We start from the raw sequence: 15,977 nt of genomic DNA on the forward strand, positions 1-15,977 counted from the left end.
GATCGAGCATGACCGGTCGCTCTACAAGCAACGAAACCGCATCGAGCGCATGTTCGGCCACCTCAAGATCAACCGCGCCATCGCCACACGTTACGACCAGCTGGCCAGCAGCTTCCTCGGCATGGTCTACCTCGCCACCGCAAGATACTGGCTCAAATTTGTCCACGCCGCCTAGTTGTCTTGAGGCTGCTGTTTTACTTTTCGAGAATTGCGGAAGTTTCCTATAGTTGAAATATTGGCATACTGACAGGCAATGCGATTCTAATCCGGTAGCGAAGGCTGCCGGGTTAATTTGGCCAGGCACTGCCGCTCGGCGTTGTAGGTATCAACCCAGTGAGCCAGCATCGAACGCGCCTAGCCGTAGGTGTAGAACAACGTCACGTTGAGCAGTTCGTCGCGCTTGCGATCGTCGAAGCTCTCGACGAACCTGTTTCGCGTCGGCTTTCCTGGGGGCAGCATGATCGTTGGTGTCCCAGAGAGGCCATCAAACGTGATGTGAACAGACGAACGGTTTCGGGAAATGGGAGTTCTGCCGCAAGCGACCAGAGACCGGTCGTCCTACGCGACCACGCAGTTTTTGAGTGATCGAACATCATCGCGATCTGCGAGCCGGCGGTTGGAAAAAGCTTGGCGGAAACGGAGCCTGCCCCGCAGCGCTCGGGTTGCGCAGGTTCGCGCGATAGCCGGCATCGGCGCTTAGTGGAATTTGCATACCGTCGGTCTGTTCCAGCAGCGTGAAGAGTTTACCGCTCAACCGCTCCGCCAGATCCTCGTGCCCCGGACGCGCCAGCAGGTTATCGTTCTCCTGCGGATCTGCCGTTAGGTCGTACAGTTCGTCCAAGTCCCAGATACCGTGAAAATGCATGTACTTGTACCGATCCTCGCGGATCGCATGGACGGTGGGTGTCTGCGGGAAATTGCGTTCCCAATAATATTCGTACAGCAACTCCTTGCGCCACGGTGCAGCCTTATCGCGCGCGATCGGCAGCATGTTCGAACCGGCCATATGCGCGGGCTGCTGTAACCCGGCGGCAGCAAGCATCGTCGGCGCGATGTCGATGTTGGCGACCACCGCATCGACCTGACTGCCCGGGGCAAACAGCGACGGACAGCGCGCGAGCATCGGCACGCGCATCGATTCCTCATAGGCGGTGCGTTTGTCGATCAGTCCGTGCTCGCCGAACATGAAGCCGTTGTCGCCCATGTACAGGATCAGCGTATCGTCCAGTTCACCCCGCTGTTCGAGCAGATCGAGGATACGGCCCAAGCCTTCGTCGACCGCCAGCAGCGTCTCCATATAGCGCTTGTAATAGTCCGCGATGTCGAGATTGCCGTGATAGGCATAGTCGACGCCGTGCCAACTGTTGCGCTGGTTCTCGACCCACATCGGCCGGCCGGGCACGCCCTTGCGCATGTTTTCGGGATATCGGAACGTCTCGTTCGCGTAGCGGCCCTTGTGGCGTTCGGCGGGGATGAATTCCGAATGCACCGCCTTGTGCGCGAGGTGCATCATCCACGGCCGCTTGGCGTCGCGCTTGCTGATCCAGTCGATTGCGTAATCGGTCAGTTCATCGGTGATATAGCCCTTTTGCGGTACCCGCCGTCCGTCGACGTTCAATCCGTCGGCGCTCGGCAGATAGCTCCCCTGACCCTTGAAGCTGACCCAGTGGTCGAAGCCGGGCTGCGGCGCGTCGCCGGTATCGCCCATATGCCACTTGCCGATGAACGCCGTGTCATACCCGGCCTGTTGCAGATATTCGGGATAATAGATCAGCCCCGGCGGGATCGGATGGTTGTTATCCACCACCTTGTGCTGGTGCGCATACAGACCGGTCAGGATCGATGCGCGACTGGGCGAGCAGAGCGCGGTCGTGACGAAGGCGTTGCGGAAATGTGCGCCTTCCCGCGCGAGACGGTCGAGGGTCGGCGTCTCGCCGAACGATTGCGCCTTCATGAAGCCCATGGCGTCGTAGCGATGGTCGTCGGCCAGGACGAACAGTATGTTCTTCGGCTTGGCGGTACCCTGCCGCGGCAGGCGCAGCTTGCGCTTGGCCGGCTGTCGCGCGGTTGCTTCCGCTGCCCAGCTGTACAAGCCGAAGGCGCCGCCCGTTCCGGCGAGCAGGACGCCGCGGCGATCGACGGTGTTGGCCATGATGGTTCCTTTTCGAGACCGTTCACGCTGTCGCGTGAGCGAAGATGTTACAGGCTGAGGCGCAGTCCGCCGAACACACGGCGACCGGCGTCGAGATAATTGGCGGGCAGCCCCGTGGTGAACTCGACGATCTCGTCGCGATCGAGCAGGTTGACCGCTTCGAGCACCAGCGAGGCCTCCGGTGCGATCTTGACGCTGATGCTGGCGTCGAGTGTACCGAAGGCCTGGTTGACGCGTCCTTGGGCCGGAGCGACGGCGGCGGCCGCGAGGAAGCTGCTGCGCCACGAATAGGAGACACGCGCCGCGACCGGTCCTTTTTCGTAATAGCCGATCAGGTTGTAATTGTGCTTCGACGCGGCGGTGAGCTGCGTCGGGTCGCTATTGTCGATGAAGGTGTAGTTGGCGATCGCCCCCAATCCGTCGAACGGGGCGGGGAGGCTGGTGAACGCCTGTTGGAAATACAGCTCTACGCCCTTCAGATCGACGCCCGAACCCTTGACGAGCTGGCTGACGGTGAAGTCGGTCTGGACCCGCGTCGTCCCTGTCGTCCGGATATAGGCGATGGGCAGTGACTGGATCGTGATCTCGCGTCGGATCAGGCTTTCCAGATTCTTGTAGAAGAAGGATGCGCCGACCAGTGCGTCGCGAGCGAAGTAATATTCGATCGTCGCGTCGAGATTGTTCGATCGGAACGGGTCGAGATAGGGGTTGTTGCGGGTGACGGTCAGCGCGTTGCCGTTGGCGGTCGTCGTCGGCGAAATGTCGCCGAGATTGGGCCGGGCAATGGTCCGCGATGCCGAAAAACGGAACTGCAACGCGTCGGTCGCTTCGTATTTCAGGTTCAGGCTGGGCAGATAGTCCCAGTAGCGCCGCGCTACCTGCAAGGGTGCGGCGGCGGGAACGCGCGTCGTCATTCCGGTTTCGACCTCGACCGAAATGCCGTTCAGGTCCGGGCTGACGCCTGTCGTCGTCTGACTGGTCCGAACTGCGCGCAACCCGACATTGCCGGTAAGACGTCCGAACGCGATATCCCCGCGTCCGTAGAAGGCGAGCAGCTGTTCCTCGACATCGAGGATGCCGGTGGCATCGTTGGTGTAGGTGCCGCCAGCGATCAGCTGCGCCGGGCGGAAGCGGCTGACGAAGCTGCGCGCGTCGGACCCCAGCCAGCGGGTAGGGAAGGTGGCGTCACCGTCATAGCTGCCGAGGAATTCACCCGATCCGGGTGCGATCGGGATCATGAACGGCGCGGCGCTGAACGAACCCGGCAGCGGACCCGCCGGCAGACCGCCATAGAGACGCGACACTCCGGAGGCGGGTATCGTCAGCACCTTGTTGTCGGCATAGATTGCCCGATCGGTCGCCTTGGCACCGAACAACAGCGCGGTCAGTCCTCGTTCGCCAAGATCGCGCCGGACGTCGATCTTGACGTCGCGCAGGCGGTCGCTCGTCACCCGGTCAAGCTCGCCGTTCAAGCTGAGCAGGCGAAAGCTGTTCGGGTTCAGTCGACGCGCATCGAGGTCGCCGAGATAGGTTATGCTGGGCACGACGTCGCCGGGCCGCGCGACGATGCGCGCCGTGCCGTTGATACTGTCCGCGATATTGAGCGTGTTGCGGGTCTGACGCGATTTCTGCGCCGATCCCTCGACAAGCAGGTGCCATCGGCCGTCGTCGAACTTGAACCCGCCGACCAGCGAGCGGATGTAACCGCTGCGATCCTGATAGCGCCCGCCGTCGCGCAGATCGAGGTTGCTGACCGTGAAGTCGGTCGCGGTGTCGACGCCATCGAGAACTTCGCTCCGAGACGCGACCACACCACCCGATCCGGCGAAATTGTGGAAGTTTTCCTGGCGCACGGCATCGACGTCGATACGGGTGTACAGGCCGTCAACATAGACTTCGAACCGGTCGTCGGGACGGAATTGCAGTGAGGCGACCCCGCTAAGGCGGCGGTTGTCCTCGGTGAACATGTCCTGGATCACGACGCCGGGAATGCGAACAAGGCGGGTCGGGTCGATCCGTCCGTCACCGTTCAGATCGTCGGCACCTCCGCCGGCCGGGACACCCTGACCTTCGGTCACGGTGTTCCAACCCGTTTCGATCTGATGCGTCTGCGGCCGGCGTTGGGTGTAGGACGCGCCGATAGTGATGCCGAGCCGGTTGTCGAGAAAGCGGTCGGCGAACAGTGCCGACACGCGTGGCGCGGCCTTGCCCGAATTGCTTTCATACTCGGCCTGCGCCGCAACCGTGACGATCCGGCGACCGAGATCCAGCGCGCGTGGCGTGCGGATATTGACCGCGCCCGACAGGCCGCCATCCTCCAAATCGGGGGTAGGAGACTTGTAGACCTCCAGCGTGCGGACGAATTCCGGCGGCAGCGTCGAGAAGTCGAACGAACGCGAAAAGCCGGTGAACAGGTCGTTGATCGCGTTCGGGACGGCTCGCCCGTTCAGCGTAACGAGCGTAAACGTGTCGGGCAGGCCGCGGATATTGACGCTGCGTCCTTCGCCCCGCGTCCGGTTGATCTGAACGCCCGAGATGCGTTGCACCGATTCTGCGACGTTGACGTCGGGATAGCGGCCGATGTCGTCGGCACTGATCACATCGACGATGCTAGGCGCGTTGCGCTTGATCCGTACCGCCTGTTCGATACCGCCACGAATACCAGTGACGACGATGTCCTGTTCGCTTTGCGCTGCCGCAAGGGACGGCTTTGCAGCTTGGTCAGCATCCGTTGGTACAGTTTGCGCGTATGCTGCAGGGTTCGCTACGAGCGCCAGCCACCAGGCCGTTCCCGCCAACATATCCACTTGAAGGCTCATTTCTTTCCCCATCTCCCGCTGGCGGGATTATCCTACTGAATGAATGGGGATTCCAGAAAGCTTTGCTTTCGGGGGGGCGCATTGCGTGTTTACCAGCGCAAGGGACAGCATTCCGGCCATGGATATTAGTCGACCGGTCAAGGGCGCATGCGACGCGACCGCTCGTACAGCTTTAACGTCCGGTGAGATGAACGAATGGCGGAAGTCGGAGGACGGCAACCGGTCTTCGAGTGTCTGATTATGGGTCGCCCTGAGGACTGGTTGCAGGGAACGCGATGGCGTGCGTAGCCTTAGCCGACGCAGATGGCGATCGTAGTGAACCGGAAGATACAGATATGCGCATACTCATGGTCGGGCTGGGCGATATTGCCCGCAAGGCGTATCTTCCGGTGCTGTCGCGGCGCGGCGATCTCGATATCCATCTCACAACTCGGAATAAAGTCGTTCTCGACGAAGTCGGTCGCGAGTTTCGCATCGTCAATCGGCACGCCAGTGTAGCCGACGCGCTTTCCGCGACGTCGTTCGATGCCGCCTTCGTCCACGCGGCCACGCCGGCGCATGGCGAACTGGTCAGGCTTTTGATCGAACAGGGCATTGCAACCTTCGTCGACAAACCACTCGCGGATAGTTTCTCTGAAACGGAAGCGCTCGTTACCCTGGCTGCGGCGAGGGGCACGCCGCTCGTCCTCGGCTTCAATCGGCGGTTCGCGCCGGACTATGTCGCCTTGCGCGCCATCGATGCGAACCTCATCGTCATGGAAAAGCATCGCCACCGGCAACCGGACCTGCCCCGTCGTGTCGTCTTCGACGACTTCATCCACGTCGTCGATACGTTGCTGTCGCTCAGTCCTGCGCCGGTTCGCCGTCGCACCATCGAAACCCATGTCGTGGACGACATGCTGCACAGCATTACCCTCACGCTGGCAGGTGACGGGTTCACCGCAATCGGCATGATGCATCGGAACAGCGGACTCGACGAGGAGCGTCTGGACGTCCTGGGCGGCGGGATGCGGTACAGCGTGCGGAACCTTGCCGAGCGTCTCGAAGCACAGGGTACGCAAAGCGTGAAACGACGGCCGGATTGGATTCCGGTCGGACGGCAACGCGGCTTCGAGGCGATGTGCGATGATTTCCTGATCGCGGTTCGTGCGCGCAGGCCGGTGGATGCGGCCTCCATCTTGGCGACGCATGCGATTTGCGAGGCTATCGTCCGCCATGCGGAGACAGGCATTCATGGAGAAGTCTCTGCTGGCGCGGACTGTAGGGACGGCGACTAACAACAACGTATCTGCCTGGCTATCGGCAGTCGGGAAGCGACCAACGGGACGCGAACGTTCATCTGTCTCGGCGGCGATCGGCGTCATCCACCTCCACCCTCGACCGGATGAACCCCGCCACATCCGCCAGGACGGGTCCACGACCGCGAAACGGGCGGGCAAGCGCGAGCAGGATGCCGACATGGCCCAGCTTGGGATACGCCCGTTGCTCCACGGCCACGCCGCCCGCGCGTAGCTTGGCGGCCAGCGCTTCGCTGTTCCGAGGACGCACGACGCTATCTTCCGTACCGTAAAGTAGCAGGGCGGGTGGATCGCCGGTTCCGGCCCATGTCACCGGCTGTGTCTCCGCCGGGTCGGCTACCTGCCCAAAGGCCGCACGGCTCGCATCGACATCGAACGGGGCGAAGTCATAGGGTCCGGCAAGCCCGACGAACCCCCGCACCACCGACCGTGTTTCTCCCAGCCAGCGCGGATCGACTGCCAGCATCGCGCCGATGTACGCGCCCGCCGAATGGCCCATCAACACGACCGATTGGCCGTCGCCGCAGTAGTTGCTGGCGTTCGAGCTCGCCCAGCGCACGGCGGCGGCACCGTCCTCAACGAACGCTGGATAGCGGACGTCGGGCACCAGTCGGTAATCCGGAACGACGGTCACGAACCCCTGTGCCGCAAGTGCGCGGCCGACGAACGCGTAGCCACCACGCGTCCCGCTGTTCCAGCTGCCGCCATAGAAGAAAACCACGACCGGTCGTGGCTTCCCGCAACCGCCACGCGGTGCGTAGACGTCCAGTCGCTGGCGCGGACTCGATCCGTACGCCAGCCCCTTGGCGATCAGGGTACCGCCCCGATCCTTCGGCACCAGCCGGTCGAATGTGGTAAGCGGCGAACAGGCGGTGGCAAGCGACCCGAGCAAGGCGCCAATCCCCAGACCTATGCTGCGCCGTCTCATACCATTCCCGCTCCGGATCATATGGTGCGTCCTCCCGCTTTTCCCGCAGCATAGCCGACGTCGCGATATGGGGTATGCCCCACGAACCTTTCAAACACCGCTCTTGCACAGCATAAGTGGCGAGATGGCCGACCCCATTCTCTACAGCTTTCGTCGTTGCCCCTACGCGATGCGCGCGCGACTGGCACTGGCCGTCAGTGGCGTGCGTCATGAACTTCGCGAGGTTCGCCTTTCGGCCAAGCCCGATGCGATGCTCGCGATCTCGCCAAAGGGTACCGTGCCGGTCCTGCGAACCACCGAAGGCGCGGTAATCGACGAAAGTCTCGCGATCATGCGATGGGCGTTGTCGTTTCGCGACCCGGACGATTGGCTGGCACACGACGATCCGGCCCTGATCGCCAGCAACGACGAAAGCTTCAAGCACCATCTCGACCGGTATAAATATCCCGATCGGCACGGTTCGGATGCAGCCGAGCATCGCGATCTCGGCCTTCTGTTCCTGCGGGAACTCGATGCCCGCCTAGCTTCGACCGGACAGCTTGCCGGGATAGGCATGGGTATCGCTGACGCGGCGATCATGCCGTTCGTTCGGCAGTTCGCCGCGGTCGATCGCGAATGGTTCGAAACGCTGACGCTGCCCCATTTGCAGGCATGGCTCGCGGCGCACCTCGCTTCCGATCTGTTTCAACGGATCATGTACCAAGTCGTGCCCTGGTGTCCGGGCAAGAAGGAGGTCATCGTAGAGGGCGGGGCGCCGGTCGATCCGCCTCCGGAGGCCGGGTTGCGGCTCGATTCCCCTGTATTCCTCTGAACTTTCAATATAGCTAGTCGGTCGCCGCTTGGCAGTCGTGATGGCGTGCAACAGGCTGGTGGACCGTTGGCGATCTTCTCAGCCGTGGGATTCAGGAAAGCGGTTCTTTGCAGCGTCGATAAAGATCGGCCGAAGTCTTATTGAAAATTTTGCCAATGCACTGTGGCAATGATATATGCAGGCGGTACCTGCGCGCTAGTGGAATCAAGTACTTAGCGAGCAGCTTTGCTGGGATGAGAATCCTGCCGCTCCAGCCAACATCCATCTAAGCAATTCACTTTGCTTGGTTTTGCGGGCGGTGTCCGGAACGTTGGTGGGGTTTTGCTACAGAGCCCTGCTACAAAGGCGGAACTTCGAGGCTGTGGGAGGCATCCCGAATACGGCCATCGTCATCGCGCATTGGCTGTCGACCGTCACCGGCGGCCATTATCGGCGGCTCTTCGAACGGCAGGCGGGATCGGCGACGCCGGAAATCGCTTGATTTACGATCGCCGCCGTAGCCGGACACCGGTGAAGTCGGTAAGAGCCTCCGACACGGCCTGAACTGAACCTCCTCGTGGCTCCAAGCTGTATCGCAAGGGCCGCGCTACGCCATTGGTCGCAACGTGAACCGCGTAATCTCGGGCGGCACGCCCAACCGGAGAGCGAAGCCCGGCCATAGGCCGGTGCCGTTGCTGACATAGAGTGTCATGCCGCCGACTTTGTACCGTCCCGACACGAACCCGGCATTGGCCCGCGCGACGATCCGGTCGAGCCCGGCGATCATGCCGCCATGGGTATGCCCGGACAGCTGAAGCGCGATGCCGCGTGCGGCGGCATCGCGTGCCTTTGCGGGTTGATGGTCCAGGAGGATGATCGGCGCGTTGGCGGGCGCACTTCGCAGTGCGAGGGAAAGGTCGGGGCCGGGTTTGCCCACGCTCGGTGCCGACAGGTCGGTGACCCCGGCTAATACCAGCCGTTCGCCGCCGCGTTCGATCACCGCATGCGCATTGGGCAGCATACGGAAACCCATGCCCGACAGGTGCCGGATCCACGCGGCGTAATCGAAGAAATACTCGTGATTGCCGGGGATTGCGTAGACCCCGTCCGGCGCGCGTAGCTGCTGCAAAGGTGCTATGTCACGACGACGCATCTCCACCGACCCGTCGATGAAGTCGCCCGTCACCACGATCAGGTCGGCACCGGACGCATTGGAGCGATCGACGACGGCCTGCGCCCAATCGGCCGTGAAGAGTCGACTGATATGCAGGTCGGTAAGCTGAACGACCCGATATCCGTCGAAGGATGGCGGAAGGTCGCGGATGGCCACCGTCACGTCCTTCATCGGCGGAACGCGCAGCGCGTTGGCGACTCCGATCCCGGCCAGCACTGCGGCCAAGCCCGCTATGGCGTAGCGCAGCGCGTCCGGCTCCCGGATCGCCTCCCGCCGCACCAACATGGTCAACAGTGCGGCCAAGTCGACCATCACCTGCAATACGGCCAGCAGAAGCAGCGCGCCGAACGCCCAGTTGAAGAGGATCACGACCAGGCGTGGGAACTCGGGCGCAAAGACAGAACCCGACGATAGCCGGCTCCACAAATGAAATTGCGAAGCCGCAAGCATCAGGATGCCCGCGGGAATCTTGGCCCAGAGCGGCAGCGGCAAGGGCCACAGCCAGCGCGCCAGAACGATCAGCGCCGGTACGGCAAAGACGACATTGAAGATGGAACGTGCTCCGGCTGTTGCAGGCAAGGTTGCCGGTAAACGCGGTACACACCGTACGTGTCCGCCATATGCCATGGGAGGAGGAGCCTAAGTATGGTTTCGACGAAGCCTGCCCTTGCAACAGGATTACGCGTCGAACCTTCATGGCCGCGGAGATCACTGAATGGGACTGGCGAGGAACGTGATCGCGCCGATCTCCTCGACCCTGCCATAGCGGCCGAGCGGGATCGCCTGCACTATCTGTCCCGCGAATTGACTGTCGGCCGCGCTGACGTCGGTGACGATCGGCCCAGACTGCACGATGTCGACCAACATATAGCCCGACGCGAAATCCTTCTCGCGGCACTGCAGCCGCAAGCGTTCCCCGAACTCCTCCGCGACTAGAGCATTGCCAGCGGCTCGGGACGGCGTGGCGGCGGGAACAGGTCGTCGAGGCGTCGTAGCTCCGCTTCGGACAGTTTGAGGTCCAACGCTGCCCGGTTGTCCCGCACATGGGCGATGGACCCGGCCTTGGGGATAGGGAGAATGCCGTCCCGCGCGAGCAGCCAGGCCAGAGCGAGTTGCGCGGGCGTGGCGTCGCGCTCGGCGGCCATTCGGTTAAGGCCGGGATGTGCGATCAGGCGGCCTTGCTCGACCGGGCTGTAGGCCATGACCGGCATGCGATGCTGCGCCAGCCACGGGACCAAATCATATTCCGGACCACGTCGGGTCAGGTTGTAGAGGATTTGGTCCGTCTGGCATCCCTTGCCCCCGCTCGCGACGAGTTCCGCCATGTCGTCGGTGTCGAGATTGCTGACGCCCCAGCGCAGGATCTTGCCCGCCGCGACCAGCCGTTCCATCGCCTCGACCGTTTCGCCCAGCGGCACGTTGCCGCGCCAGTGCAGCAGGTACAGGTCGAGCCGGTCGGTCCCGAGACGTTCAAGGCTCGCCTCGCAGGCGCGGGGCAACCGGTCGCGCGACGCATTCTGGGGATAGGCCTTGCTGACGAGAAACACCTCGTCGCGTACGCCCACGATCGCTTCACCGACGAGGCGTTCGGACTCGCCATCGGCATACATCTCAGCAGTGTCGATCAAGGTCAGGCCGAGCGACAGCCCTTCGCGCAGCGCGGTGATCTCGTCCGATCGGAGGGCCGGGTCTTCCGCCATCATCCAGGTGCCTTGGCCCAGGGCGGGGACGGTCGTGCCGTCCGGAAAGCGGATCGTTTTCATGGGTCGGTCAACGTTCGACCCGGCGCATCGGGCCAATTTCCGGTCAGGCTGGATCGACACGGAGCAATATATCGGCGCAGCCGGCGGTCAGCTAACAGCGACGCCCTTCCAAAAAGCGATGCGCCCGCGGATGTTCTCGGCTTCGGGTTTGGGATCGGGATAGTACCAGGCGGCGTCGGGATTGTCGGCCCCCGCGACCTTCAGGCTGTAATAATGCGCCGTTCCCTTCCATGGGCAGATGGTCGTCGTACTGCTCGGTCGCAGGAGCGTGGCGTCCACGCTCTCCACCGGGAAATAATGGTTGCCCTCGACGATGACTGTATCGTCGCTATGGGCGATCCGTACGCCGTTCCACCGTGCTTCCACCATCATGCGCCTCCTGACGCGGAGGGAGGTCGGCATTCGGTCGGCCCTCGTCAAGGCGGGTTCCGGGTCAGCCGGCTGGCGGGCAATGCGCGCTACCGTATCGGTTCGCCATGGCGGGCGGACCGCCGACCGATCCTGCATTCGACGCATGCGACAAGCGATCGGGCAATGCCAAAGGCGATCGATCCTGTTAATGGCTGGCGATGCTCAAGACCCGCATGAAGCGCCTCGCCACCCAGACGGAACACGACCTTCGGCGCCTCGCCGCCATCGAGGCGGCGGTGGCGGCGTTGGGCGACGAGGATCTGCTCGACTTCGCCGACATCTTCGCCGGCGGCGATCCGACGCCGCTGCTTGCCATGGCGGAGGAACAGATGCGCCGGCGCGGCATCAGCCTGTAAGGCAAATGCCGTCTCGCTTCCGGCGGCTCGACTGCGTGCTGGCGGTGCTGGTCGGGGCCGACGCATCACGGGCGCATGGAGCGCGAAGGCGGATTTGTACCTCTGCGCATCCGCTGTGCTAGGGGTTCGAGCATGTCGAAATCCCACATGAATGCCGGAAGCGTCACGGTAGATGGCACCGCCTATGACTGGCACCTGCACAGCGAACCTCACCAGTCGGATGACGATGGGTGGAAGGGCATGACGATTGCCCTGCTGCTGCAGGACGCCAAGCGCGAAGCCCTGGTCGAATTTCCGCCGCCCAAGCGGCTGTTGAAGGGGTTGCCGCGTGGTCGGCTCCAGCTGGATGACGCGACGATCGCGCGCTGCGTACGCTCCGCGCTGTTGGCCGGATGGGAGCCGATGTCACGCGGCAGGCCGGTCGTGATCATGGTCGACGCCGAGGGTAACTGAGCCGGGTGCCAGCTGCCGGTCCGACGACCGCATGGGGAATTTACCTTGTCAGAGACGGTGGTGCGGTCCAGTTCCTCCGCATGAAGCCGCCGCCCATTTCCGACGAATATGCCCGCGGACGACGCGACGGATTGCGCCTCGCCCTGTCGATCCTCGAGGCGGAGGAAGCCAAATGGGAAGCGCTGCTGGGGGAAAGCCCGTCGTGGCGGACGAATGCGATGCGCGTCATCCGCCACAAGGCTTATCAGGTCGCGCGCAAACGCGTGCAGACGGCGCTGCATCGGCTGCTGCCGAAGTCGGAGACCGCCTTGCCTAGCGAAATCGCGCAGAAGATCGACCAAGCCGGCTTGTAGGCCGATCCGCCATGTTCCTGCGCAGAAACGGTCGACCCTCGCGGTGACCGCGCCATTGCCGTCGCAGGCAGGACCTGCACCCACCGCGCGTGCCCTCTGATGTGTCCCTCATTCCCCGAAAGCCTGCCTTCCGGGTCGCGGCGGAGGGGTGGCCGATCGACAACGAAGCGTCCGGCGCTGGGATCGGTCGGACCGGCCTATGCCGGCCCTTTGCGCTCCAGCTTGAGTTCGCGCATCAACGCATCGAGATGGGCGAGCGCTTCGGCGTCGGGGCCGGGATAGGGACCCTCGGTCACCTGGTCGCCGATAAAGCCCATATCCGCCTTTCCTTCGGGCAGGCTGTAGAAGCCGAGCACGAACAGGCTGCGCAGCCGGTCCATGAACGCGACCGGTTTCGCCAGGGCGGGGGCCGGCGCGGCGACCGTCAGCGCGTCGAGCAGAAGAGTACGTTGCACCATCGTCAGCGCGTTGAAGGACGCGCGGTGCAGCGCGCGGCTCTGCGCGTCGAGCCATGCGAGACCGGAGATGACGGTCGCCCGATCGTCCTGCTGCCGCGGATAGGGCGCACTGATCCATTCGTCGATAAAGGCACCGACGCCGAGCTTGCCGGCACCGGGTGATGCGGCATCGGCGGGCAGGATCATATCGCCGAGCATGTCGATGACGGCGCGCTGGGCCGGGTTGAACGTCAAGGGCCATGGCACCTTGGGATCGGTCAGGTCGGGGTCGCGGCCATAGCCCTTTGTCGGGGGCAGCGGCGCGATCTTTTCCGGCCAGTCGACCACGTCGAACGGCGGCGGCGTTCCGGCCCCGGCGGCAACCGCACCGAACGCCGGCGTCCATGGCGCAAGCGACAGGGTGGTCGCGGCGGCGAACCATTGCAGCGTCGTGCGGCGGTCGAGGGTCATGCGAGCGCCCCCGACGTCAGGCGGGTGGCCAGTCGTTCCGATGCCCGCAGGGCGAGCGCGAGGATGGTCAGGGTCGGGTTCTTGTGCGGCCCCGATGCAAAGGTGGCACCGTCCATCAGTACGACATTGTCGACGTCCCAGGTCTGGCCATAGCTGTCGACGACCGAGGATCGCCGGTCGGCCCCCATCCGCGCCGTGCCCAGTTCGTGAATGATCTCGCCCCCGGCGGTCATGATCTTTTCCGGCGGCAGATCGGGGTCGAGGATCGTGCCGTTGAGCCGCCGGAACACCGAATGCGCCGCGCGGCGACCATGCGCGACCTGATTGATTTCATGCTGCGACCATTTGAACGCGAAGCGCAGCACCGGGATGCCGAAACGATCCTTCACGTCCGGGTCGATCTCGCAATAGCTGTCCTTGTTCGGGATCATCTCCCCACGCAGGACCAGCGCGATCGTCGCCCCGGATCGCGCGCGTACCGCCTGCTTCAGCGCCGTACCCCACACCCGTGGCAGCACATTGTCGGGCGGGATGCCGAAACGTCCGCCGATTTCGAAATGATAGCCGCGTGCGAAATCCAGCTCGCCGCGCTTCTGTTGTTCGTACAGCCAGAACGGGATGTAGATATGCTGCCCGCCAATCCCGTCCTCGTTGTAACGCGGACGGTTTGCCAGGCCGGGGATATAGGCCCGGAACGACGCACCGGTGGAGTCGGTCAAGTTGCGGCCCAGTTCGCCGGAGGAATTGGCGAGGCCCCGACCGTCCTGCCCCGAATTGAGCAGCAGGCGGGTCGTCTCGCCCGTACCGGCGGCCAGCACCACTGCGCGCGCCGTTATGCGGTGCCGCAGCCCGGTCTTGCGGTCGACATATTCGACACCGGCGGCGCGGGTGCCGGACCCCATCACCACGCGCGCCACCATCGCATCGGTGACCACGCGCAGTTTGCCGGTCGCCTTGGCCATCGGCAGGAGCGAGGTCGTCGTCTGGAACATGGCGCCGATGGTGCAGCCACGGGTACAGGGCGTCGCGTTGAAGCAGGCGCTGCGGGGTGCCACCGGATCGGGCATGTCGCGCGTGAGGACGGCGGTATGCGCGGCGCGGACCGGAATGCCTAGGCTTTCGGCCGCTGCGGTAATCAGCATCTCCGGCACGCGGGGCGTGGGCGGCGGCATCAGGCAGTCCGCCGGCGAGTCCGGGTGGTTCTCCAGCCCGATCGGCCCGCCATTGACGCCGATCATCCGTTCGACCCGGTCGTAGAAGGGCGCGACATCGTCATAGGAGATCGGCCAGTCGACGCCGAGGCCATCGCGCGAAAAGGGTTTGAAATCATACGCACCGAAGCGTGGTACGTGCCGGCCCCAATGGTTGGTCCGGCCGCCGAGCATCCGGGGACGCCACCAGCGAAAGTCCGTGCCCTGCTGCATCGTGTAGGGTTCGCCGTCGATCTGCCAGCCGCCATCGACGGTCGCGTCGAAATAGCCGAACGGCTTGTCGGGCGTGCCGGACCCGCGCAGCGGCGCGTCGCTTTCGGGGGCGAACATATTGACCTCGGCCTGCGGATCGTACTGCCGCCCGGCCTCCAGCATCAGGCAGCGCAGGCCCGACTTGGTCAGGCTGTACGCCGCCATGCCGCCCGCGGCGCCCGACCCGACGATGATGACGTCGATTGCGGCGTCCGCTGCCACCGGCTTCATTCGGCCGCTCCTGTTGCCGCAGGAGCGATACGGCGCAGCTTGATGTTGCGGAACGCGACCGGCTCGCCATGGTCCTGCAGGCCGATGACGCCGCTGGGGAAGGTGCCGAAGCGCGGCATCTTTGCGAATTTCGAGCCGGCGACCCGCTTGCGCCACGCATCGTCGCCATAGGAGACGTCGGCGGTCAGCGTCCCGTTCAGCCATTGGCGGATGCGTCCGCGCTCGACCAGCAGTCGCGCATGGTTCCAGCTTCCCGCCGGACGCGACGCGCCGGCAGGCGGCACCGTCATGTCGTAGAGCGAACCCGCCCGGTGCGTCGGGATTTTGCCGTCGGAATGGCCGGCATCGTCCAGAACCTGCATCTCCAGTCCGGTCTGGTATAGCAGCGGAGCGTCCGGCATCCTGCGCGCCAGATAGAGGATGCCGCTGTTGCCGCCGCGTTCGACCTTCCAGTCGACCGTCAGTTCGAATGCGCCGAACCGCTCGGCGGTCACCAGATCGGTACCGCTCATCTGTCCATCGGCCTTGGTCAGCAGCAGCGTCCCGTCACGCACCGTCCAGGTCCGCGCCGGCGGGGTGCCGTCGAACGACGTCCATCCCGAAAGGTCGCGTCCGTTGAACAACAATTGCCACCCCTGCGCGCGCTCCTGCGCCGACAGGACGTTGTCGCGCTGTCCGGCAGGTTGGGCGAGGACGGGCTGTACCATCAGTACAAGCGCCGCGCCGATGCCAGATGCCTTGCGCATGGTGGTTCTCCTAGATTGTCGCCGCGGTCATATGCCGCCGTTGCCAAAGGCTTACCGCCTTTGGGTGTGATTACAAGGAACTAGCCCAACGAAAGCGCGGCTTCGCCGCAGACCTGCCGGCTGGCTGCGCGG

Annotated in this window: 17 protein-coding genes; 6 read left to right on the forward strand and 11 right to left on the reverse strand. The window is 63.9% G+C overall.

Translation table 11 applies throughout. The annotated features are described in order from the left end of the window. Window positions 1-175 (forward strand): transposase (locus tag MF609_RS18885; RefSeq protein WP_242417667.1); only part of this gene is annotated, 175 nt, incomplete at its 5' end. 179 nt (window positions 176-354) lie between these two features. Here the strand turns inward: MF609_RS18885 and MF609_RS20130 are convergent. The 3 genes from MF609_RS20130 to MF609_RS18900 form a co-directional block, all read right to left on the reverse strand. After that, window positions 355-459 (reverse strand): integrase core domain-containing protein, encoded by a 105-nt coding sequence (locus tag MF609_RS20130; protein ID WP_277991370.1) that lies wholly within the window; start codon window positions 457-459, stop codon window positions 355-357. A gap of 133 nt (window positions 460-592) precedes the next feature. Further along, window positions 593-2,152, reverse strand: a complete 1,560-nt coding sequence (locus MF609_RS18895; protein WP_242417627.1) for a sulfatase family protein — start codon at window positions 2,150-2,152, stop codon at window positions 593-595. A gap of 47 nt (window positions 2,153-2,199) precedes the next feature. Beyond that, entirely contained in the window at window positions 2,200-4,971 is a 2,772-nt protein-coding gene (locus tag MF609_RS18900; protein ID WP_242417628.1) for a TonB-dependent receptor, read from the reverse strand. Between the two features lie 347 nt (window positions 4,972-5,318). Between MF609_RS18900 and MF609_RS18905 the strand changes: the two genes are divergently transcribed. Further along, window positions 5,319-6,248 (forward strand): Gfo/Idh/MocA family protein, encoded by a 930-nt coding sequence (locus MF609_RS18905; RefSeq protein WP_242417629.1) that lies wholly within the window; start codon window positions 5,319-5,321, stop codon window positions 6,246-6,248. A gap of 58 nt (window positions 6,249-6,306) precedes the next feature. Here the strand turns inward: MF609_RS18905 and MF609_RS18910 are convergent, their stop codons facing one another. Then, on the reverse strand, window positions 6,307-7,161 hold the full coding sequence (locus MF609_RS18910; RefSeq protein WP_242417630.1) for an alpha/beta hydrolase: 855 nt from the start codon (window positions 7,159-7,161) through the stop codon (window positions 6,307-6,309). A gap of 19 nt (window positions 7,162-7,180) precedes the next feature. Between MF609_RS18910 and MF609_RS18915 the strand changes: the two genes are divergently transcribed. After that, window positions 7,181-8,008, forward strand: a complete 828-nt coding sequence (locus MF609_RS18915; protein ID WP_419723084.1) for a glutathione S-transferase — start codon at window positions 7,181-7,183, stop codon at window positions 8,006-8,008. A 586-nt stretch (window positions 8,009-8,594) separates the two neighbouring features. Here the strand turns inward: MF609_RS18915 and MF609_RS18920 are convergent. The 4 genes from MF609_RS18920 to MF609_RS18935 all read right to left on the reverse strand — a co-directional run bounded on the left by MF609_RS18920 (window position 8,595) and on the right by MF609_RS18935 (window position 11,293). Further along, window positions 8,595-9,788: a metallophosphoesterase gene (locus MF609_RS18920; protein ID WP_242417631.1), complete on the reverse strand. Its 1,194-nt coding sequence runs from the start codon at window positions 9,786-9,788 to the stop codon at window positions 8,595-8,597. Window positions 9,789-9,869: 81 nt separating this feature from the next. Beyond that, complete coding sequence (locus tag MF609_RS18925) at window positions 9,870-10,070, reverse strand: hypothetical protein (RefSeq protein ID WP_242417632.1); 201 nt, start codon at window positions 10,068-10,070, stop codon at window positions 9,870-9,872. Between the two features lie 23 nt (window positions 10,071-10,093). Continuing rightward, window positions 10,094-10,924, reverse strand: coding sequence for an aldo/keto reductase (locus tag MF609_RS18930; RefSeq protein ID WP_242417633.1), 831 nt, complete (start codon window positions 10,922-10,924; stop codon window positions 10,094-10,096). Window positions 10,925-11,011: 87 nt separating this feature from the next. Continuing rightward, window positions 11,012-11,293 (reverse strand): DUF427 domain-containing protein, encoded by a 282-nt coding sequence (locus MF609_RS18935; protein WP_242417669.1) that lies wholly within the window; start codon window positions 11,291-11,293, stop codon window positions 11,012-11,014. Between the two features lie 200 nt (window positions 11,294-11,493). Here MF609_RS18935 and MF609_RS18940 point away from each other — a divergent pair, with 200 nt between their 5' ends. The 3 genes from MF609_RS18940 (at window position 11,494) to MF609_RS18950 (ending at window position 12,497) form a co-directional block, all read left to right on the forward strand. Beyond that, window positions 11,494-11,691, forward strand: a complete 198-nt coding sequence (locus tag MF609_RS18940) for a hypothetical protein (RefSeq protein ID WP_242417634.1) — start codon at window positions 11,494-11,496, stop codon at window positions 11,689-11,691. A gap of 132 nt (window positions 11,692-11,823) precedes the next feature. Beyond that, window positions 11,824-12,144, forward strand: a complete 321-nt coding sequence (locus MF609_RS18945) for a hypothetical protein (protein ID WP_242417635.1) — start codon at window positions 11,824-11,826, stop codon at window positions 12,142-12,144. Window positions 12,145-12,224: 80 nt separating this feature from the next. Continuing rightward, the gene (locus tag MF609_RS18950; protein WP_242417636.1) at window positions 12,225-12,497 is read left to right on the forward strand and encodes a hypothetical protein; all 273 of its coding nucleotides are present in this window, start codon (window positions 12,225-12,227) and stop codon (window positions 12,495-12,497) included. Window positions 12,498-12,694: 197 nt separating this feature from the next. On the opposite strand, the gene MF609_RS18955 is transcribed toward MF609_RS18950, so the two are convergent. The 3 genes from MF609_RS18955 to MF609_RS18965 are packed head-to-tail and all read right to left on the reverse strand — an operon-like array spanning window position 12,695 to window position 15,845. Then, window positions 12,695-13,405 (reverse strand): gluconate 2-dehydrogenase subunit 3 family protein, encoded by a 711-nt coding sequence (locus MF609_RS18955; RefSeq protein ID WP_242417637.1) that lies wholly within the window; start codon window positions 13,403-13,405, stop codon window positions 12,695-12,697. Then, window positions 13,402-15,099: a GMC oxidoreductase gene (locus MF609_RS18960; protein ID WP_242417638.1), complete on the reverse strand. Its 1,698-nt coding sequence runs from the start codon at window positions 15,097-15,099 to the stop codon at window positions 13,402-13,404. Before MF609_RS18960 ends, MF609_RS18955 begins: the two co-directional genes overlap by 4 nt. After that, window positions 15,096-15,845, reverse strand: coding sequence for a 3-keto-disaccharide hydrolase (locus MF609_RS18965; protein WP_242417639.1), 750 nt, complete (start codon window positions 15,843-15,845; stop codon window positions 15,096-15,098). The genes MF609_RS18960 and MF609_RS18965 overlap by 4 nt, the downstream gene beginning before the upstream one ends. Window positions 15,846-15,977 lie beyond the last annotated feature (132 nt).

It is taken from the genome of Sphingomonas panni (assembly GCF_022664435.1).
GTDB classification, from domain to species: domain Bacteria; phylum Pseudomonadota; class Alphaproteobacteria; order Sphingomonadales; family Sphingomonadaceae; genus Sphingomonas; species Sphingomonas panni.